This is a genomic window from Methanolobus chelungpuianus, assembly GCF_024500045.1.
GTDB classification, from domain to species: domain Archaea; phylum Halobacteriota; class Methanosarcinia; order Methanosarcinales; family Methanosarcinaceae; genus Methanolobus; species Methanolobus chelungpuianus.
Genome location: NZ_JTEO01000002.1, coordinates 346,686 through 366,479, shown reverse-complemented (window position 1 = coordinate 366,479; position 19,794 = coordinate 346,686). Strand labels below are relative to the sequence as shown.

Here is a 19,794-nt window from a genome sequence, read left to right as displayed (position 1 = left end):
TTTTTCATAAGGATAATTGGGTCCTTTTAACTTGAAGTGGGGTTAGAGTATGGAAAGAAGAGAATGCAATCTATCATTAGACGAACTGCTGAAATTCGAAGGTGTTATGGCTGCCGGAATATTCAGCGCTGACGGGAAACTGTCTGATTACAAGGCCAAGATGGAAATGTCCAAAGAAATGGCAGAAATGACCGCAAAGTTCTGCGGGGCAGTGAACATGAACTTCGATGCCCTTGCCACTGCCTACACTCAGTTGTTCAAGATGAACTGGGTGCCCCAGCACAACTGGATGTACAGCGGCGGGGACTGGACAGTACTTATCTCGGGGACGAGAGGTGTTTTTGTCCAGACATCAAAAGCAGACCTGGAGAAACTTCTTAAGGCTTTGGGCATGTGTTAAATACGAATCGATATAAAAAGCAGAACGGAGAAATAATGTATGGGCTCTAAAGAAAACCTCAAAGCGGCATTTACCGGCGAGTCTATAGCTAACAGGACCTACCTGGCGTTTGCAAAAAAAGCAGATGCAGAAGGGTATTCCCAGATAGCAAAGCTATTCAGGGCTGCTGCTGCAGCAGAAACTGTCCATGCCCACAACCATCTTCAGCGCATGGGTGGTATCGGGACCACAATGGACAACCTGAAAGAGGCTGTCGCTGGTGAGAAGTATGAATTCCAGACTATGTACCCGGAATTCATAGAAGAGGCAGAGAAGGAAGGAGACAAACGGGCTCTATGGAGCTTTGAGGTCGCAAACAAAGTGGAAATGATCCATGCCAGGCTATTTGAAAAAGCCCTGGAGGATATCGGAAAGAATGAGGAAGCAGATTACTACGTTTGCAGTGTCTGCGGCCATACACACGAAGGCAAACCCGAGGATAATTGCCCGGTTTGCGGAGCGCCTCCGTCCAAATACGATAAAGTGGACTGAAAACCTCGAAGAAAAAAAATCAGTTGAGGGTTTATTAACCCTCAATCACCTCTTTTCACTTTCTTTTAAGCTTCCCGATGACAGCTTCAACCTGTTCCACGGCGGTGCCTATGTACCTGTCCGGGTCCACAAGGTTCATAATATCCCGCTCGTTCAGGTATTTTGCAACATCTGCATTGGCCAGCAGCACTTCCTTAAAATGCCTGCCGGATTCGTGTGCCTCCATGGCGCTGGAGCGCACGAGCTCATGGGCTTCCTGGCGGCCTACGCCGCGCTTTGCAAGCTCGATCATAACAGCCTCTCCCATGTTGAGACCCCTGAGCAGGTCAAGGTTGCGGCGGATGTTGTCGGGATAGAATCTCAGGTTCCCGATCACGCCGATAGAAAGCTTGATGATATGGTCTGTCAGGACGCAGGCCTCGGGGAAGATCACGCGCTCGCATGAGGAATTGGTCAGGTCGCGCTCGTCCCAGAGCGTGTTATTCAGCAGCTCCGGCTCCACCATCGCACGCACTATCCTTGCAAGTCCGCATATCTGTTCGGACTTGATGGGGTTGCGCTTGTGGGGCATTGTGGAAGAACCGACCTGCTTTTTCCTGAAGCTCTCCTCTACCTCGGCGATCTCGCTTCTCTGCAGGGAGCGGATCTCAATACCTATCTTGTCCAGTGTGGTCACCGTGCTGGCCATCCACATCACGAACTCTGCGTGGCGGTCCCTCTGGATGATCTGGTTGGACACATCCACAGAGCCAATGCCAAGGTACTGCATGGAACGCTTCTGGATCTCAATGCCGTCCTTGCCGAAAGCAGCCTGTGTGCCCACGGCGCCGGTCATCTGCCCGACCAGCAGGCGCGGCTTGAGCTGCTCCAGGCGCTCGATATGGCGCCCGACCTCGGATGCCCAGATAGCGAAGCGCAGGCCGTAAGTGGTGGGCACGCCTATCTGCCCGTGGGTCCTGCCTGCGCAGACCAGGTGCTTGTGCTCACTAGCCTGCACCAGCAGCACGTCAAGCAGCCTGTACATCTTTTCTTCCAGTATGGCAACGGCTTCCCTGAACTGCAGGGCCGTTGCGGTGTCGAGCATGTCATTTGACGTTGCGCCGAAGTGCACCCACTTGCCGGCATCCCCTGCACACTGCTCGGAGATAGCCAGCACAACAGCCATCATATCGTGATGGATCTCATCCTCGATCTCGTTAACCCTCTCAAGCTTTACGGCGGTGATGCTCTTTTCGATCATATCTGCGGCTTCCCTGGGAATAAGCCCGATATCCGCCTCCGCTTTTGCCAGCGCTGCCTCTACCTGCATGATCTTCTCAAGGCGGTTCGCCTCGCTCCAGACGTGTTTCATCTCGTCTGTCCCGTAACGGTATTCTATTGGGTGGATTGCCATTCTTGATTCTCCGTGATGATCTATGATTCAGTGAACTTGATGGGAGTGGTATAACTCACGGAAATAAATAGCCTTTGAATAAGACTAAGGGCACAAGCTCCTGAGACCCTCCATGCCTTTTATTTTTCGACTATGTAACAATAACCGACCTGCAAGCCATTCTGGAATTACTGTCGATGGCAGCCTGAAGAAATAAAGAGAATTCATCGATATGAATCAGATAGTAATAGAAAATAATAAATATTAGAAGCTAGGAAGTAGGAACATTATTTCACAAAAAAGAAAACCACAAATCTTGGTGTAGTTTATGGAAAAAAAGATAGAGAAAATAAGCAGGTCCATAACTTCAGGAAAGGCACATGCAGTCAATGAGAGGGTGAGCTGATATGGCAATAGATACGGGAGACACAGCTTTTATAATAGTCTGTACAGCCCTTGTTATGCTGATGACGCCGGGCGTTGGACTTTTCTACGGAGGCATGGTGCGTAAGAAGAACGTCATTTCGATGATAGCGATGTCCTTCATCGCCTTTGCGATAGTCAGTATCCAGTGGGTACTTCTGGGATATACGCTCTCCTTCGGTACCGATATATCGGGATTTATCGGAGGGCTGGACCACATCGGCCTTAATGGGGTCAGCCTTGACGGCGAGGGCATACCTGACATGCTCTTCATGGTATTCCAGCTCGTGTTCGCAGGAGTTACGCTCGCCATCCTTACATCCGGTGTTGCCGAGCGCATCAAGCTCAGCTCATTCATAGTGCTTGGCCTTCTCTGGACCACGCTCGTATACGATCCCCTTGCCCATTGGTCCTGGGGAGGCGGCTGGGCCCATTCACTGGGTGCCCTTGACTTTGCAGGAGGGACCGTGGTGCACATCAGCTCAGGATTTGGTGCACTTGCACTTGCACTTGTCATAGGTAACCGCATGGATTACGGAAAGTACAGCATGGAAGCAGAGAACATTACAACCACCCTGCTCGGAGGGGCACTCCTGTGGTTCGGCTGGTTCGCATTCAATGCAGGAAGTGCACTTTCGGCCAACGGGACAGCAGTCAACGCACTTGTGACCACAAACATATCAGCCGCAGCAGGTGCGATCACCTGGATGCTGGCAGCATGGGCCAAGGGAAAGCCGAGCTCCCTGGGAATGATCAGCGGAGCTGTCGCAGGACTGGTAGCCATTACGCCGGGGTGCGGCTTTGTCAGCCCCATGTCCGCCATCCTGATAGGAGGTGTTGCGGGACTGTTGTGCTACAACGCACTGCTCTTCCGTGTGCGCAGGGGTCTTGACGAGAGCCTTGACGCATGGGCCATCCATGGCATGGGAGGCCTGTGGGGTGCCATTGCCACCGGGATATTCGCAAGCGCAGCCATCGGAGGTGTTGACGGACTGGTCAACGGCAATGTCAGCCAGTTCCTCGTTCAGATCCTTGACGCTTTCGTTGCTGTTGCCTATGCATTCGGTATGACCTACCTGCTTGCAAAGGCGGTTGACAAGGTAATGGGACTCCGTGTGACTGAAGAAGAAGAGTACGTAGGACTGGATATCTCACAGCATGGGGAGTCCACAACAGCCTGAGGTGATGATAATGAAGAGAGTAGTTGCGATCATAAGGCCCGAGAAGCTGAACGATGTCAAGGCAGCACTGGAGGAGAAGGGATTCTTCGCAATGACGGTGCATGAGGTAAAAGGCAGGGGTGCCCAGAGAGGTATCTGCCTGCAGTACAGAGGAAAGCAGATAAAGGTCGATATGATCCCGAAGGTTGAGATCGAGATGATCATCGGGGATGGAGATGTCCAGACAGTCATCGATACAATAAAGCTGAACGCACGCACCGGGAAGTTTGGTGACGGTAAGATATTCGTATCCCCCGTGGAGATGGTTGTAGGCATCAGGACAGATGACGAGATAATCTCATAGAAATACCAGGGCAACCCTCAACATTCTTTTTTTGTTACTATCGAATATTATTATTCAAATCGCTTTATATAGATAAAAGCTGATATTTTCTTAAAATCACTTTACTTTCATGAGGGTGTAAAAATAGAGAACATCGTAGACCTGCATTCACACACAACATTCTCGGACGGCGATCTGGATCCTGCACAACTCGTAAAACTGGCGCACGAATCGGGATTACGGGCACTGAGCATCACAGACCACGACACCATCGGGGGACTTGATATCGTAGAAAGGGAATGTGCGAAAAGAGGCCTTACCTTCATACCCGGGATCGAGTTCACCAGCGAACTTAAGCTTCCCGACATCGAACTGCATATTCTTGGATACGGATTTGACAGGGAAGAGGAAACATTCCTCAGAATGATGGATGAGGCAAAGAGCAATGCAGACGAATATTGCGAAAGAGTATGTTCTATGCTTGAGTCACATGGATGGATCATAGACCATGAAAACCTTGAGCATATCAGCGGCATCCCAACGCGTCACGACATCGCGCAATCCGTGGTGAACAAGGGAATGAGCAACTATGATTTCCATTACGAGTGGCTTGCTGAGACCTCACCCCATGCCATAGAGATGAAAAAGTTCCCTGCTGCACAGACAATCAAGGCAATACATCAGGCAGGAGGTATAGCTATCTGTGCACACCTGCTCAGGACTCTGGAAATGTATGAGAGGATGGACATGCTATCCTTTGTTGCCGGGACCCTGATAAACTGCGGAGTGGATGGCTTTGAGGTATTTTACGGGAAAAGTTCAATCGAGCATATAGAGACAATGTTCAATATATCAGAAGCAAACGGGCTGCTGAAGACAGGCGGTTCGGACTACCACGGCCCGGAAAGGACAGGCCGCTGCCCGCTTGGGAAGTATAACGTACATGGGCCCGGATTTGATCAGAAAGAACTGATAAGATTCCTTGAAAAAGAAATTATGCCCCCGTGAACTTCACGGAGAACGGGCCGGCTTCATCACCGGGGCCCGGGCACATACCAATCCAGCGGCACTACTATTTCCTCACCTTTTCTCTTACCGCCCAGTACCGGAAGTTTCGGGCCCGTATCTTCCAGCAGCTCCACCAGCAGTCCGCATTTATCACCTTTTGGAATGCACTGGATCACTATCACCCTTGTGGTTGTGCATGCACCTTCCTGCAACCATACGGGAGCACAGATAGTGATGATGTCGCCTATGTTCGAGGGCATGCGGTCACTGAACCGGAGAATCCTCTTAAGGTCCGGTTCAAAACCGGTCCCCTTAAGGTTGTTCTCAACTTCCCGCAGTTCCAGGTCAAGAGCCAGAGCTATCTCCTCGTCAGTGAAACCAAGCCCGTGCAGGAATCCTGTGGATCCTTTCTTGAGATGGTCCAGGTCAGAATAGATAAGAGGGCGCGTCCTGCACAGTTCTCTGGCCCTGAGGACTGCAGGCCGCCTCTCTGCCAGATCTTCATCGGAGGACATTATAGCCTTCCCCCTTCAGTTCCTGCCAGAGAGCTTCTGTAAAGGTCCTCGAACCTGCCAAGAATGGAGAACATTAATCTGGCAGAGCTTTCGATCATCTCCGGCCTGTTGAGGATCTCTGCCTCGGACTGGACGTAGCTGCCGTCAGTCTGCAGGTCGGACCTGCAGTTCATTACCAGGTTTGATAAACATTGCCCGTTCACCTCGGGGTGGAACTGCAGTGCGAGTATGTTATCCCGGTAAACAAAACCCTGCTCCATGCAGGCTGCAGAAGTGAAAAGCCTCCTTGCTCCCGGTGGAAGACCGTAGGTATCGCCATGCCACTGGAAGACAGTGAAGCTCCCGGACAGGCCCTGCAGGAAGAACTCTTCTTTCCAGGACTCAACCATTTCAACGCTGTGCCATCCAATTTCTTTGAGATTGTTCCTGCGGACGGATGAGCCCAGTACCTCCGACAGCATCTGGGCACCAAAACATATGCCCAGGACCGCTTTTCCAGCCTCGATGGAACTCCTGACGAATGCCTTTTCCTTTTTGAGCCATGGATGCTCATTCTCCTGGTATATGCTCATCAGGCCGCCCATGATCAGCAGAAGATCAAAATCATCGGTGTGCGGGAATTCTACTTCCACATAAGGAAGGCTCTTTGTGAGCACATGCCCCCTGTCATGCACCCACCCGGGAATATTTCCCAGGGTCTCGAACTCAAGATGCTGCAAGCAATGTATCCTCATGCCAGTTCCCATGCCACCTTAAAGTGCATGCCGGATTATACCCTTTTCGAGGGATCACGGCTGGCAGAAATAATCGCCTTTGAAACCGAACTTGCCGTGAACCTCGCAGTCTGCACAGAGGCAGCCCGCTTTTTGCTTTGCTTTGGCGCTGCTGCCTTTGGCACAGAACATGAATACTCCTTTCTCAGGATACGAAGGGCAGCGCGGACAGTTACAGCCCTTGGAGTGATGATAGGATGTGCATACACCGAAATATTTTCCGCGGTTCTCTGACATAAGGCACCTCATACCAAGATTTGTGAGCCGGATTAAAGCTGTTCCGAAGGATCAGGCAGGATGCAGAGAGGACAGGTCATGTGACAAGCGCCCCTCGCTGCCAGTCATCGATTATCTTCTTGGACACCCTCATTTCATCGATCTCGCCCTTCTTTTTGAGGAAATTGCTCTGCATACCGATAAGCTCCATTATACCATAAGAGTCCTGACCTTCAATAGTAATATTGTACGCAGCTTCCAGGGCTTCTTTATTCTCAGCGCATATCTTCTCGATTATCCTGAGGGCTACCCCTTCTGTGTCTTTCAGGTGGGTGGAATCCTTTATTGCAAGAAGACCCTGCATGTACTCATCGTGCTCGTCAAAAGGAATCACTCCGGGGGTATCGATGAACTTGATGTGCGAGCCTGCATTCACGAACTGGACTCCCTTTGTGTGGCCGGATATGGCAGACGTGCCGGCCCTGTGCCGCCCTGTCACGCCGTTTATCACAGAGGATTTGCCCACGTTGGGGTACCCAAGGCAGCCCACCAGGATATCCCGGTCCTTTATGCCGTTGATGGCAGCTATCTCCATTATCTTGTGCCTCAGGATTGTGGTGCCTGACCTGTCCTTGCTTGAGATGAAGACTGCGGGGGCCACCGGGGAAAGGGATGATTTGGACCTTTCGAGACTTTTCCTTGATACAAGGTCGCACTTGTTCAGGACTATGATAAAGGGCTTGCCAAGGCGGATGATATCACTCTCCACATGGCTGTTCCTTGTTTCCTGGGGAAAGCGTGCATCCACGATCTCAAGAAGGACGTCTGCCTGCTTGATCACATCCTTTACGAGCATCTTGTAACTTGCCATGCTATTGCTACGGCATTTTAGGATATAGATATATTGCGCAGCCCCAATCGGATGGGGCAAACGTTTATTAGTTTCTCTTGTGAGTTACTAGCGGAGTTGATATTATAGCCACTATCTTCATCGATCCCGACACCTGCTCGAAATGTGGCACCTGCCTGCAGATATGTCCTATGGGACTTATATTGAAAGGAGAGGAACGCATCCCATTCATGCCCGATGAGGCAGGAGCATTCTGCTCAAAATGCGGCAATTGCGAATCCTTCTGCCCTGAGGGTGCGATATACCCTGAATACGGTACCCGCTACCCGGAGATAGCCGAAGAAGTAAAGCCGGGCATCACTCCCGGAGCCCTGGGCATTTACATGCGCCAGCGCAGGTCCGTACGCAACTACCTGAGCAAAATGGCAGACAGGGAAACCATAGAGGAGATCCTTGACATCGTACGCTACTCGCCTTCCGGAATGAACAACCAGCCCGTACACTGGCTCATCATCCACGACCCGGAAAAAGTGCGCAGGCTCACCCGCATTACGATAGACTGGATGCGCAGCCTGATGAACAGCGATGTGCAGCATCCCCTTAAGCCTGTCATCCCCTCACTCATAGCTGCATATGAGAGCGGGAAGGATCCGATATGCCGGGGCGCCCCTCATGTGGCTGTCGCACATGCTGCTGCAGCAAATCCAATAGCTTTCACTGACAGCATCATTGCCCTTACATGGTTCGAGCTTGCAGCCCCCGCCTTCGGACTGGGTGCCTGCTGGGCAGGCTTCCTCAAGATAGCGGCATCCTCCTGTCAGGAGCTGAAGGAGGAGCTGGGGCTGCCGGAAGGACATGAAGTGCAGTACGCAATGATGTTCGGGTATCCTAAGTACAAGGTGTGCAGCATTCCCGGACGGGAACCTGCCAGGATCACCTGGAAATGAGCATCTGAAAGAGGGACCTGGCACTCTGTTTTGAGTGCAGGATATCCCCTGCGGGCTGAGAAGGGCAGACCCCATCTTCTATGGGAACAGAACTTGGAGACATTATCTTTACAGGCAGCTGCCCTTCCACCCACCCTCTAAAGGGTCATGGTTCCGTAGATTCTATCCACTGACCTCCCCTGCATGCAGGGAACATATCACCTTCCTCCAGCTTTTTTGTTTCCCCTGTAACATAACATGAGTAGTAGTCAGATTTGGGAATATGTGTATTGGTTTTGTGGTGTTCGGGATGTCCCGGCAGGTCGTCTGACAGAGTAGTGAGGCCGGGAATCACTTTATCGGGCTCAAGCCTGTAAATGCTCAAGCTCCCGTTCCTCTCAATATACACCGCCTCAATCTCTCCCAGGTGCCTGACGCTCTTGTTCCTAAGCATGAGGAAAACCTCTTCACGGGTTGTAGAGACCTTGCCCATCGTTTCCACATCTATTACCCCGTTGCTTATTATTTTACGAGGCGTGCCCAGGGTAAGATCCTGGTAAAAAGCACTCCTGTTCAGGAGGGTATTCTGCAATTTGAACATCAGGACCACAGTAATTATCACAAAAACTCCCCACAGAAGAGCCGTGTCCGGGTAGACCATCGGCTCACCCACGGAAGTACCAAGGGCTATGATTATGAGCTGGTCAAAGAGGGTAAGCTGCCTTACAGTCCTCCTGCCCATGAGCCGCATGAAAACAAGAGAAATGATGAACAGTACTGCAGTCCTGAATATTACCTCCAGAAGAAAGCCCCATGGGGTGGAGCCTATGAATATCCTTGCCATGTCAAAGGGTACAATATTCTCTGTTGTCATAACAGATATTCTGTCCCGTGAATATAAGAACAGTTACAGAAGGACAGCTACGAAAGAGCAGCTACAGCTAAGGACAATTACCGCTCTGCCGATACCGGACAGCGGTAGAGGGCGTGTCGGATTTAAGCATAAAAGAGGGAGAGGATCATTTTGCAGGGTCTATTATCACCTTGGTGTAGCCGCCCTCCCGCCTGGCGAACTTCCTGTAGGCATCCGGCACCTCGTCAAAGGATATCCTGTGGCTTACTATGAAACCGGGATTGGCCTTTCCCGCAATTATCAGGTCCCTGAGCAGGATTATGAAGTTCTTCACAGGTGTCTGGCCTGTGCCCACGGTCATACCCTTTTCCCAGAGCTCACCGAGGGGCAGCATGAACTCTCCCTTCCTGGCGTGTGCATTGGCAGCTCCCGGGTCATCCGCAGTGTAGACACCGATCAAAGCAAGATGGCCGGTTGGATTGATTAGCCTCACCAGGTCGCTTATTACCTGAGTGGGGTTCTCCCTTGAAGGGTCGTCCCTGTCAAGAGCCTGGTATCCCACAGCATCTATGCCGGACATAACCCCTTTCATTTTCTCTTCACCAGGCAGCAGCGACTGCGCGACCATGGGATTCACGGCCCTTAATGCCTGAATGACCTTTACAGGATCGCTCCGGTCCACGTCAAGCTGGATGCCTGCACTCCCGGCAAGTTTCGAGATGCTGGACATGAGGCTCTCAATCTTCTCCTCACCGGGCAGCAGAGTGTCCACGACAGAGAACTCGGCCCTGAGGGCTTCTATCTGCGCCACAGGATCGCTCATGGTGAAGTCGATCGGTATGGCACCTATACTTTTTGCCAGCTTCAGCCTCTCAGGGATGTGGTCCACCACGAAAACCTGGCCTGCACCCTGAAGTATTGCGGAGTATGCCGCCAGCAGTCCCACAGGGCCGGCGCCAAAGACGGCTACCGGGAAGCCGGGCATTACAAATGCAAGTTTTGTGGCGAAGAAACCGGTCGGGAAGATGTCGGCCAGCATTACGAAATCATGCTCCCACTTGTCATTTGGCTTTCCCGGCAATTTGGTGCAGTTAAAGTCGGCAAAGGGCACCCTGAGCTTTTCCGCCTGCGCGCCCGCATATTTGCCCATCTTGGCATACCCGAAAGCTCCTCCTGCAGTCTCCGACCTGATGGTGAGACAGGCGCTGGGGAACCCCATGACACAATTCATGCAGTGCCCGCAGGCCACGTTGAAATTAACTACCACCCTGTCGCCCTTCTTGTAAGAATAGACGGCGCTGCCGACTTCCTCTATCACTCCCAGCGGCTCGTGGCCAAGTATCTTGCCGGGCTTTTCGACGGTCCTGCCTTCATACATGTGAAGGTCGCTTCCGCAGATGGCAGTGGAGGTCAGCCGGATTATGGCATCTGCCGGATGCTCTATTTTCGGGTCATCCACTTCCTCTACGGCTACCTTCTCAGGTCCTTTGTAAACAACAGCTCTTATAGTACCACCCCATACATGATACAGGCTCCGGCACCTGCTGAAAGCGCCTTCCCCATACAGCATGATCCTTATGACAAGGACGAGCCGGGACTATAAATGAGCCGCAGAACTTAATCTAAGGATTATGAATCCTCTTCAGCAGCCACGCCATATTGGAGGCCAGGTTCCTCATGGTCTGCATGCCTTCCGCATCATCGATCACATCCCCCGGACTGAGCCCCACGCCCAGGTTCCAGTAGGAAGAGCCCACGGTGATCATATTGGATATCCCGAATAGATGGTTGATGGAATCGTAAGCATGTATCGCCCCTGCCCGGCGCACGGCCACCACCGCAGCCCCCGCCTTCCTCGCAAGGAAGCCGCCATTTGCCATTGACACGAACCCCGCGCGGTCGATCAGCGCCTTGACCTCGGTAGACACATCTGCAAAATAGGTCGGCGATCCGATAACGATCCCGTCAGCCTCCCTCATTTTCGCGATGCACTCGTTGATCGGGTCGTCATCGAACACGCACTGCCCGTTCTTCATCTCAAAGCATTTCATGCACGCTGTGCATCCATGAACCTTCTTCCCGCCTATGTGCATGAGCTCCGTCTCCACGCCCTCGTCCTCAAGACCCGAAAGAAGCTCTTTCAGGAGGGCGGCGGTGTTGCCCTCTTTCCGGGGGCTGCCGTTTATTGCTATTACTTTCATGGTGTTGGTCCTCTTTTATAGTTAGGTGGAGAAGTTTATGGACGGGAGGGGTAAAAATGGTTTCTTAGAAGTTGAATAAGAAATAGGTTATTAGTGTAGAATTATGCCTTTTATTAAAAAAAGAGAGCCAACTTAGTCCCTTGTTGAGAAAAAGAGAGATGCTAATTTCAGATATCAAAATAAACTAAGTCTTATATTTAATATACAGTACGGGAAATAAAATTATTACGTGCGACATAACTTGTTTTCTTTTAGCATCTCATGCCATTGGCATTTAAAACCAAGCTTTATTGTATTAAGCAAAAAATATTCTTTGCCTCTATACTGTGGAAATTCCTCAATCCTCTTGCTTTTATTTTTGATATTGGCTCTTAATTTATGTCCATCTCTTGTTTTCGCATACAGCATTGAATTAAAAGAAGGTTCATAAAAATTTAAATCTAATGGCCAATATTATACCAAAGTTTAATTTTTGCCAGTGCCTACACTTTAGTGCAAGAATTATAACAAACAAATTTCATAAAAGTGGTGCGGGAGATGCGATTCGAACGCACGAACTCCTACGAGACTAGACTCTGAATCTAGCGCCTTTGGCCTGGCTGGGCGACTCCCGCATGGTGAATGTGAATGATGCTTAGTAGCGCTTTTTCTAGTTAAACTTTGTGTTTGGAATGGGGGTTTGGGAGGATAGCGGAAAGACCGGAAGGGAAAATTACTGACGGCCTCAGCAGGCCATCAGTTTGAGCAGGAGGGCTTTCTGGCTGTGCAGGCGGTTCTCGGCCTGGTCGAATACCACCGAGTGAGGGCCGTCCATAACCTCTGCGGAGATCTCCTCGCCGCGGTGGGCAGGCAGGCAGTGCATCACGATAACATCATGTTTTGCCTGGTTGACGAGCTTCGTGTTTATCTGGTAGGGGGCAAGGTCCGTGAGACGCTTATCGCGCTCGTCCTCATCTCCCATGGACACCCAGACGTCAGTGTAGAGGATGTCCGCGTTCTTCGCAGCCTCTGCAGGGCTGTTGGTCACTGTGACCTTACCGCCAAGGCGCTTGGCATGCTTCACAATCTCAGGGTAGGGCTCATATCCGGGCGGGCAGGCAACGGCAACCTCCATCCCTACCAGTGTGCAGCCGAGGATGGCGGAATTGCATACGTTGTTCCCGTCGCCGACCCAGGCGAATTTCAGGCCCTTGAGCCTGTTCTTGTACTCGCGGATGGTCATCAGGTCCGCAAGGATCTGGCAGGGGTGCTCCCTGTCTGAGAGAGCATTGATCACCGGCACATCCGAATGGAGCGCCAGCTCAGTCACTGTGTCGTGGCTGTACACCCTTGCAACTATGCAGTAGAGGTATCTGGAGAGCACTTTAGCAGTATCCCCGATCGTCTCCCCGCGGCCAAGCTGCATGTCCCGCGGGTTCAGGTAGAGCGCATGCCCTCCGAGGTCGTTCATGGCAACCTCGAAAGAGACCCTGGTACGTGTTGAAGACTTCTCGAAGATCATTCCTATGCTCTTGTTCTTCAGCAGGTCTGTGACCTTGCCTTTTGCACGCTTTTCCTTCAGGTCTGTAGCCACATCCAGGAGAGCTATGATCTCCTCCTGAGTAAGGTCAGACATTGAAATGAGATGTTTCATGCTGTCAACCCCGATTCACTTGCCGCGGATCTTCTTCATATGATCGATGCGCTTCTGTATAAGTCCTGCAGTGCCGATATCACGCCTGGAATGCAGGTCCCCTTTGATATTGTCCAGAGCATGCTGTGCGGCCTTCTCAGCCTCAGCAATGGTATCTGCAATGCCAACGACCGCTACCGCCCTTGAGCCCGTGGTATAGACTTTGCCGTCATCCTCATAGACACTTGAATAGAAGAGCAGTGCATCGCCTATGTCGCCAACGATGACCTCCCTGTCGCTTGTAGGCTTGTCCGGGTAGCCTGCAGGCACTGCATACTTGCACACGGTAGCCTTCCTGCTGAACTTCACGTCAAACTTGTCAAGGGTCCCCGAAACGATAGCATACAGGACATCCACATAATCGGTATCCAGCAGAGACAGCACGTTCATCGCCTCGGGGTCGCCGAAGCGGGCATTGAACTCTATTACTTTCGGGCCATCCTTCGTGATCATGAACTGGCCGTACAATGCGCCCTTGTAGCCGATACCCGTGACCTTGCGCAGGGCCTTCACGGTATCCAGCATTATCTGCTTTGCCTGCTCAACATCTTCCTTCACAAGGAAAGGCAGTATCTCTCCCGCATCATTGTAAGAGCCCATGCCGCCGGTATTGGGCCCAAGGTCGCCCTCAAAGGCACGCTTGTGGTCCTGCACCGTGGGCATGAAAGCCAGGTGCTCTCCGTCTACAAAGGCCTGCAGGGTGAACTCCTCGCCCTTAAGGTTCTCCTCCACGACCACGCTGCCGGATGCAAGCAGGCTTGCTGCGTATTCCATGGCAGCGGTCAGGTGAGGCAGCTGGTCTCCCATGACCTTCACGCCTTTTCCGCCCGTAAGACCCGCTGGCTTGATCGCGACATCGCCAAGCTTCTCAATGAATTGGTCCATTGGCCCCTTTTCCGTGAAGACCTCGAATGCCGGACAGCCTGCTATCCCGTTATCCTTCATGAAATTGCGGGCCCAGCCCTTATTGAATTCTATCTGCGCCACTGCCTTTCTCGGGGCGGCCACCCTGATGCCGGCATTCTCCAGCGCGTCGGCGAGGCCCATTGAGAGAGGAGCCTCGGGCCCTATAACTGCTATCTCTGCATTTTTCCTGACTGCAAACTCCACTACCTTCTCAACATCAGTTTCCTTTGAGAGAAGGAAATCCTTGCAAAGCCCTGCAATTCCGGGATTCTTCTTTGACATCACTGCAAAGAGTGAGGGGTTCTTGCTGCTCCTTGCCAGTGCTGCCGTGATGGCGTGTTCCCTCCCGCCACCACCTACTATTAAAACATTCATACTTGAAACCTCGTTATTAAATTGCCTCTGAGAGGCTGCTCATAGGGATTCATTGAATAGGACTATATTGGTTAGGATATGATCTTAACTTATAATTACACCATGGTCTCATGCGAAACTGGAATAGCATTAAGTGCTTGCTATTGTAATAAATAATTTACCTTTTGGTTTCGGCCGGACCTACGCAGTGCTCACCAGATCGCTTGCCCTCACAAGTGGCACAAGTCTCACACCCATGGAAGCCAAGCTTTCCGTAGCTCCGGATTCCCTGTCAACGACAGTTATAACAGTCTCCACCTCGCCTCCGCTCGCGCGTATGGCCTCTATTGCATCCTTTACTGACCCGCCGCTGGTGGTCACATCTTCCAGCAGCAGTACCCGGGAGCCCTGCCTGAGCTCACCTACAAAGCGCCCGCCTGTGCCATATCCTTTATCCTCCTTGCGGATCAGCAGGAGCGGAAGCCCTGATTCAAGGGACACTGCAGTAGCCAGCGGGACTCCTCCGAGCACAACTCCGCCTACACTGTCTGCCTGCATATCTTTTATGATCTTTGAGGCCTCCTGAGCAATGGTTCTCAGGGTCCCTGGATCCGTGCTTGCTTTCTTGATATCTATATAGTATGTACTTTTTTTTCCGGAGGCAAGCGTGAAATCCCCGAACCTGACAGCGCCACAGGCCTTGAGCGCATCGATAAGTAACTGTTTGCTGTTTTCCGAACCCGGCATGATGATCACCAGTTTGATACTGATTTATGAACAATTAAGAACTGACCTTATAACAATGTCATCCTGACTGCTTAAAACTACAATAGAACACAATCAAGCCCCGCGATCACCAGGGCTCCTTCTTTACTCCTATGAGATAGCCGACAATGTTTGTAGAGACGTGCAGCAAAGGAGTGACAATGATCACTGCAAGTGCCACGTAAAAACTGAAACTGGCTGTGAACCATCCGGGAGAGACCAGGTATGTCAGCACCCATGCGCCAAGCACGAAGTCAAGCTGGTCGACAACCGGCAGAGGAGCTCCCCTTTTCAGCCCCAGCCTGCGCTTGACAAAACTCATGGAAAGGTCCCCGATAAGTGCTCCGAAGGCCAGTGTGAAGATAACCACAAGGGCTCCGGGAAGCTCACCAAAGGATGGCAGCGTTACTCCGAACATTGTATCCTGCCTTGACAGGTAGTACATCTGAAGCAGGCCGAGCAGCATGCCACAAAGGGTGCCTGCAATGAGGCCGCGGTAGGTCTTGCCGTCACCAAGTATGCGACGCCCGTCCTTGAGCGTCTTTCCGCCATCAAGGGGTCTTCCGCCGCCAAAGACAGCAGCAGATGAATTCGGGATATATGCCGGAAGCATAAGCCACAGGGCAGTAACCAGTATCTCTATCATTGTGTTCATCCGTTTTCGCAGTTTCCTATGCCATGATTGTATAACATCTATTTAAAACATCGTGGATGCAAGAGAAAAGTCTATATCACATACTTATCGTAGGTTTAAGCAGACAACTGATGAAAAATAAAAGGCCTTTACTGACACCGAAAAATAACATGCTTGCTACTGTTGTCGTCTTCCTGCTTCTGGCGGCTATAATATTAGTCGGCATGTTAACGCCGTTAATTGCGAAACTGGGCACCGGGACAGAGATACGTCTCGAACCTTCTTATTTTAATGCCAGGACAGCCCTGCCCACCGCAGCCCTCGTGGTGCTGCTCAGCGTCTGCATGCTGGCAGGCTACCTCGGGCAAAGGAACACCCTGACCGTAGTGGGAGGTTACATTGCACTGGCAGCATTCTTTGCATTCATATCTCCCTTCAGGAATCTGGCAATAGATATCTCAGTTCCCATTATCGCGCTTGCGGTCTTTGCCACTATTTACAAGATAGGGAAAGCGCTTAAGAAGGATTCTTTCAGGGCTACTGCCAGGAGTGTCAGCGCCCACCTGATACACCTCGGGATACTGTTCATCCTGCTGGGGATCGTTCTGAGCGCCAATATGAAAATGGAAGGGTCCAATACGGTCAGTTCCGGTAACATAGGGCATTTCCCCGGACAGGACTATGCCATCAGGGTGAATAGCATGAACTCCTATTATTCCGGGGACCCGTATCAGAACTACCCGGGCTCATCCTACATCACGGAGGTCAACCTTGATATCTACAGGAAAGGAGCTTATTTCCAGGAAGGTCAGGTGCAATACGTCACTGATTTCAAGTGGGGGCAGAGTTATACCACCACCTACATCCACCGTAGCCTCACAGAAGAGCTGTTCATTGCCCCAAGGGCCATCAGCCTCCAGAAAGGGGAAATTGACCTGTATATGAGGACCGTACCCTACATTAACTTTCTCTGGGGCGGCTTCTACCTGATGGTGGTAGGCATCATCGCGCTCATTGCAGCAGATTTCGGCACCACAAGGAAGACACAGGAAAAGCCCACAAAAAGCAGGAAGAATGGAACAAAGGGAGGATCACGATGAACTTTGGGATGATACTGATCTGGGTTGCCTTCCTCACAGGGACAGGGGCCACAATCCTCTCGCTTGCCCACCACATCAGAGGGCAACGGCGCTACATCAGTCAGTCCAGGAAGATGGAAATAGCATGCATGCTCTCAGCCACGCTTTCCATGCTGGTGCTGGTGGCACATCTCCTTAGAGTGAATGCATCTTACTACTACGTGTACAGCCATTCCAGCACTGACCTTGCGTGGTATTACAGGGTCTCGGCACTCTGGGCCGGGCAGGAGGGATCGCTCCTGCTCTGGGCATGGGCCATACTTGCCATACTGCTGCTGGTGCAGTACACCGGACATACAAAGAAGCTTGCTGACACGAAACTGATGAACATCACCAGAATGGTGTCCCTTGGAATAATATCCGTGTTCCTGCTGATACTGGTGCTGAAGAATCCCTTCGCAAGCTACACCCTCACAGGCACAGGCGCGGTGCTCACTAACTGGAATCCTTTTGCCAGTTTATACAATGTACCCTACGGCCAAGGTATGAACCCCCTGCTGCGCAATCCATGGATGGCCATACACCCGCCAATGCTGTTCCTGGGTTATGCGGCCTTTACAATACCCTTTGCTGCAGCCATTGCAAACCTCCTGACAAAGGATGGGAGATGGACAGATATCGCAAGGGACTGGATGCGCACAGCGTGGCTCTTCCTCACTTTGGGGATCGGGCTCGGTGGTTTCTGGGCATATGAAGTATTAGGCTGGGGAGCATGGTACTGGTCATGGGATCCAGTGGAAACCTCGTCCCTCATTCCCTGGATAACCGCGACTGCTTTCCTGCATGCGAGGACGCGCACATCCCAGGGAGAATATGGTTTTCTCGCACCCCTGCTGGCGATAGCGTCATTCATACTTGTGGTGTTCGCCACCTTCGTGACCCGCAGCGGCATGTGGGCCTCGGTCCACTCCTGGCAGGACTTCAGTACAGAGGGAATGGTGATTGCGATCTTCCTTGTGATCCTGCTGGGAAGCAGTGCGGTCCTGCTGGCCAGGCGCTACTTTGAAGAGGAGGATGAAGTTGCAACTTAAAGCTGCAGCTCATCTTTTCTTACAATCCTTTCTTCTTTCCTGTGAAGCTATCATTCATCCATGAACGGACCGGTCTTCAGGCTGCCGTTCTCTTCAATGAGCATTTCAATCTTCCTTTCTGCTTTTGAGAGTTTCCGGTTGCATATGCGGGCCAGTTTCATGCCTCTCTCGAACAGTTCCAGGCTCTCGTCCAGCAGCAACTGGCCCCGTTCAAGCCTGTCCACGAGAGCCTCCAGTTCTTCCAGGGACTCCTCGAATGTGGCATCGTCTTCAAGGGACTCAGCAATATCACCCCGGCCCTCTCCGGCAGCATTCTCTGTTGCCATATCTTCCGCACCTTTCTCAAGCTTCTTTGCCTTGACCATGATCTCTTATCTCCTCAATCCGGCTTGTCCTTCAATACTATGCCTTTTGTTATACCATTCACACTACAAAGAATGGCTCCATCCTTTACCTTCAGGCTCAGGGATTCTCCTTTGGCCACATCATCCACGCTGCGGACGGGCCTGACCCCGTCGATACTCATCGCTATACAGTATCCGCGCTCCAGCGTGCTGAGAGGACTGACAGCGTTCAAGCGGCCTGCCAGGCTGCCCAGGGAAGAGCGCTTGGATTCCATTACCCTTCCCGCATGGCGCTCCAGCCGGACGTTTAGCTCGTCCACTCTCTGGTAGTTCTGCCTCAGGAACTCACTAAGCTTTTCAGGACCTATCCTGCCCGAGAGATAATCCAGCCGGTCAGAAAGGTCGGAAACATGTCGTATTGCAGCCTTCTCCATACGCTGTGACAGGGAACTGATGTGCCTTTTCAGGTCCGTACTGTCAGGAACTGCCATCTCAGCGGCTGCTGACGGTGTAGGAGCCCTCAGGTCAGCCGTGAAGTCGGCTATCGTGTAGTCGGTCTCATGGCCCACTGCCGATATCACCGGAACCCGCGACTCATAGATTGCCCTTGCAACCGATTCCTCATTAAAGGACCACAGGTCCTCCAGTGAGCCGCCGCCCCTGCCTACGATGATGACATCCACATTTGCCCTGTTGAGGAGCTCCAGGGCTTTCACAATGCTCGGGGCGGACATCTCTCCCTGTACGATCGCAGGAGCCAGCAGTACATCCACAGGATACCTGCGCCTGAGCACATGCAGTATGTCATGGACAGCAGCACCGGTGGGAGATGTGGCAATGCCTATCCTCTGCGGGAATCTGGGAACGGGCTTCTTGCGGACCTTATCGAACAAGCCCTCATCCTCCAGCTTCTTACGCAGCTGCTCGTATGCCTTGTACAGCTCGCCTATGCCATCGGGCCTCATATCAAGGATGTGGATCTGGTATTGCCCCCGCACAGTGTATACGTCTAGGGAACCGAATATCAGCACCTTCATTGTGGACTCGGGCTCGAATTTGAGGGAACGGTTGGTTGACCTGAAACTGACGCAGCTTATCTGGCTGCCCTTATCCTTCAGGGTGAAATAGTAATGACCGGAGCTGTGCTTTGTGAGGTTCGATATCTCACCGCGCACCCAGACCTGGCTGAGCAGAGGATCCTGACATAGCAATTGCTTGATATGCTCGTTCAATTGTGAAACTGTATAGATTCCCATCCTTATCTTCCGGCCTTTATCAGGAGGCTTTGAAGGTATTATACTCTTAAGTAAGTTGTGTGAAAGTATTAGGCTAACTTTTATATTATTGTTCCCTGAGTCAGGAGCACGCTTAAAATAAT

Annotated in this window: 22 protein-coding genes, 1 tRNA gene and 1 pseudogene; 9 read left to right on the top strand and 15 right to left on the bottom strand. The window is 51.7% G+C overall.

Translation table 11 applies throughout. The features are described from left to right. Positions 1 to 49: 49 nt before the first annotated feature. Both PV02_RS02765 and PV02_RS02760 read left to right on the top strand, forming a co-directional pair. Positions 50 to 400, top strand: a complete 351-nt coding sequence (locus tag PV02_RS02765; protein WP_256621842.1) for a DUF2173 family protein — start codon at positions 50 to 52, stop codon at positions 398 to 400. Between the two features lie 39 nt (positions 401 to 439). After that, positions 440 to 931 (top strand): rubrerythrin family protein, encoded by a 492-nt coding sequence (locus PV02_RS02760; protein WP_256621841.1) that lies wholly within the window; start codon positions 440 to 442, stop codon positions 929 to 931. Between the two features lie 55 nt (positions 932 to 986). On the opposite strand, the gene purB is transcribed toward PV02_RS02760, so the two are convergent. Continuing rightward, positions 987 to 2,324 (bottom strand): adenylosuccinate lyase, encoded by a 1,338-nt coding sequence (gene purB / locus PV02_RS02755; protein WP_256621840.1) that lies wholly within the window; start codon positions 2,322 to 2,324, stop codon positions 987 to 989. A 386-nt stretch (positions 2,325 to 2,710) separates the two neighbouring features. On the opposite strand from purB, the gene PV02_RS02750 reads away from it, so the two are divergent. The 4 genes and pseudogenes from PV02_RS02750 (at position 2,711) to PV02_RS02740 (ending at position 5,237) form a co-directional block, all read left to right on the top strand. Next, complete coding sequence (locus PV02_RS02750) at positions 2,711 to 3,907, top strand: ammonium transporter (RefSeq protein WP_256621839.1); 1,197 nt, start codon at positions 2,711 to 2,713, stop codon at positions 3,905 to 3,907. 10 nt (positions 3,908 to 3,917) lie between these two features. Beyond that, the gene (locus PV02_RS02745; RefSeq protein ID WP_256621838.1) at positions 3,918 to 4,250 is read left to right on the top strand and encodes a P-II family nitrogen regulator; all 333 of its coding nucleotides are present in this window, start codon (positions 3,918 to 3,920) and stop codon (positions 4,248 to 4,250) included. Positions 4,251 to 4,322: 72 nt separating this feature from the next. After that, positions 4,323 to 4,625: pseudogene (locus PV02_RS13335) on the top strand (PHP domain-containing protein); the annotation flags it as partial. A 27-nt stretch (positions 4,626 to 4,652) separates the two neighbouring features. Then, positions 4,653 to 5,237 carry a PHP domain-containing protein gene (locus PV02_RS02740; RefSeq protein WP_256621837.1) on the top strand — a complete coding sequence of 195 codons (585 nt, stop codon included), beginning with the start codon at positions 4,653 to 4,655 and terminating at the stop codon, positions 5,235 to 5,237. Positions 5,238 to 5,263: 26 nt separating this feature from the next. Here the strand turns inward: PV02_RS02740 and PV02_RS02735 are convergent, their stop codons facing one another. From PV02_RS02735 to PV02_RS02720, 4 genes are all read right to left on the bottom strand, one after another. After that, complete coding sequence (locus PV02_RS02735; RefSeq protein ID WP_256621836.1) at positions 5,264 to 5,752, bottom strand: hypothetical protein; 489 nt, start codon at positions 5,750 to 5,752, stop codon at positions 5,264 to 5,266. Further along, positions 5,752 to 6,486 (bottom strand): type 1 glutamine amidotransferase, encoded by a 735-nt coding sequence (locus tag PV02_RS02730; protein ID WP_256621835.1) that lies wholly within the window; start codon positions 6,484 to 6,486, stop codon positions 5,752 to 5,754. The genes PV02_RS02735 and PV02_RS02730 overlap by 1 nt, the downstream gene beginning before the upstream one ends. 54 nt (positions 6,487 to 6,540) lie before the next feature. Then, positions 6,541 to 6,762, bottom strand: a complete 222-nt coding sequence (locus PV02_RS02725; protein ID WP_256621834.1) for a DUF2769 domain-containing protein — start codon at positions 6,760 to 6,762, stop codon at positions 6,541 to 6,543. A 76-nt stretch (positions 6,763 to 6,838) separates the two neighbouring features. Continuing rightward, positions 6,839 to 7,612, bottom strand: a complete 774-nt coding sequence (locus PV02_RS02720; protein WP_256621833.1) for a GTPase — start codon at positions 7,610 to 7,612, stop codon at positions 6,839 to 6,841. Between the two features lie 101 nt (positions 7,613 to 7,713). Here PV02_RS02720 and PV02_RS02715 point away from each other — a divergent pair, with 101 nt between their 5' ends. Then, entirely contained in the window at positions 7,714 to 8,538 is an 825-nt protein-coding gene (locus tag PV02_RS02715; protein ID WP_342765623.1) for a nitroreductase family protein, read from the top strand. A gap of 145 nt (positions 8,539 to 8,683) precedes the next feature. On the opposite strand, the gene PV02_RS02710 is transcribed toward PV02_RS02715, so the two are convergent. The 8 genes from PV02_RS02710 to PV02_RS02675 form a co-directional block, all read right to left on the bottom strand. Next, a complete protein-coding gene (locus tag PV02_RS02710; RefSeq protein WP_256621832.1) occupies positions 8,684 to 9,391 on the bottom strand; it encodes a DUF421 domain-containing protein in 708 nt (235 codons plus the stop codon). A gap of 145 nt (positions 9,392 to 9,536) precedes the next feature. Next, positions 9,537 to 10,940: a glutathione-independent formaldehyde dehydrogenase gene (locus PV02_RS02705; RefSeq protein WP_256621831.1), complete on the bottom strand. Its 1,404-nt coding sequence runs from the start codon at positions 10,938 to 10,940 to the stop codon at positions 9,537 to 9,539. Positions 10,941 to 10,992: 52 nt separating this feature from the next. Beyond that, on the bottom strand, positions 10,993 to 11,571 hold the full coding sequence (locus PV02_RS02700) for a flavodoxin family protein (RefSeq protein WP_256621830.1): 579 nt from the start codon (positions 11,569 to 11,571) through the stop codon (positions 10,993 to 10,995). 526 nt (positions 11,572 to 12,097) lie between these two features. Then, positions 12,098 to 12,185, bottom strand: a tRNA-Leu gene (locus PV02_RS02695). Between the two features lie 110 nt (positions 12,186 to 12,295). Beyond that, the gene (gene argF, locus PV02_RS02690; protein ID WP_256621829.1) at positions 12,296 to 13,204 is read right to left on the bottom strand and encodes an ornithine carbamoyltransferase; all 909 of its coding nucleotides are present in this window, start codon (positions 13,202 to 13,204) and stop codon (positions 12,296 to 12,298) included. 15 nt (positions 13,205 to 13,219) lie between these two features. After that, a complete protein-coding gene (gene purD / locus PV02_RS02685; RefSeq protein ID WP_256621828.1) occupies positions 13,220 to 14,524 on the bottom strand; it encodes a phosphoribosylamine--glycine ligase in 1,305 nt (434 codons plus the stop codon). Between the two features lie 180 nt (positions 14,525 to 14,704). Further along, a complete protein-coding gene (gene pyrE / locus PV02_RS02680; protein WP_256621827.1) occupies positions 14,705 to 15,250 on the bottom strand; it encodes an orotate phosphoribosyltransferase in 546 nt (181 codons plus the stop codon). Positions 15,251 to 15,356: 106 nt separating this feature from the next. Continuing rightward, entirely contained in the window at positions 15,357 to 15,914 is a 558-nt protein-coding gene (locus PV02_RS02675) for a CDP-2,3-bis-(O-geranylgeranyl)-sn-glycerol synthase (RefSeq protein ID WP_256622142.1), read from the bottom strand. Between the two features lie 158 nt (positions 15,915 to 16,072). On the opposite strand from PV02_RS02675, the gene PV02_RS02670 reads away from it, so the two are divergent. After that, positions 16,073 to 17,002 (top strand): cytochrome c-type biogenesis CcmF C-terminal domain-containing protein, encoded by a 930-nt coding sequence (locus PV02_RS02670; RefSeq protein WP_256621826.1) that lies wholly within the window; start codon positions 16,073 to 16,075, stop codon positions 17,000 to 17,002. Beyond that, entirely contained in the window at positions 16,999 to 18,072 is a 1,074-nt protein-coding gene (ccsA, locus tag PV02_RS02665; protein WP_256621825.1) for a cytochrome c biogenesis protein CcsA, read from the top strand. Before PV02_RS02670 ends, ccsA begins: the two co-directional genes overlap by 4 nt. 50 nt (positions 18,073 to 18,122) lie before the next feature. Here the strand turns inward: ccsA and PV02_RS02660 are convergent, their stop codons facing one another. Further along, positions 18,123 to 18,437, bottom strand: a complete 315-nt coding sequence (locus tag PV02_RS02660) for an exodeoxyribonuclease VII small subunit (protein ID WP_256621824.1) — start codon at positions 18,435 to 18,437, stop codon at positions 18,123 to 18,125. Positions 18,438 to 18,451: 14 nt separating this feature from the next. Continuing rightward, positions 18,452 to 19,672, bottom strand: a complete 1,221-nt coding sequence (xseA, locus tag PV02_RS02655; protein ID WP_256621823.1) for an exodeoxyribonuclease VII large subunit — start codon at positions 19,670 to 19,672, stop codon at positions 18,452 to 18,454. Between the last annotated feature and the right edge of the window lie 122 nt (positions 19,673 to 19,794).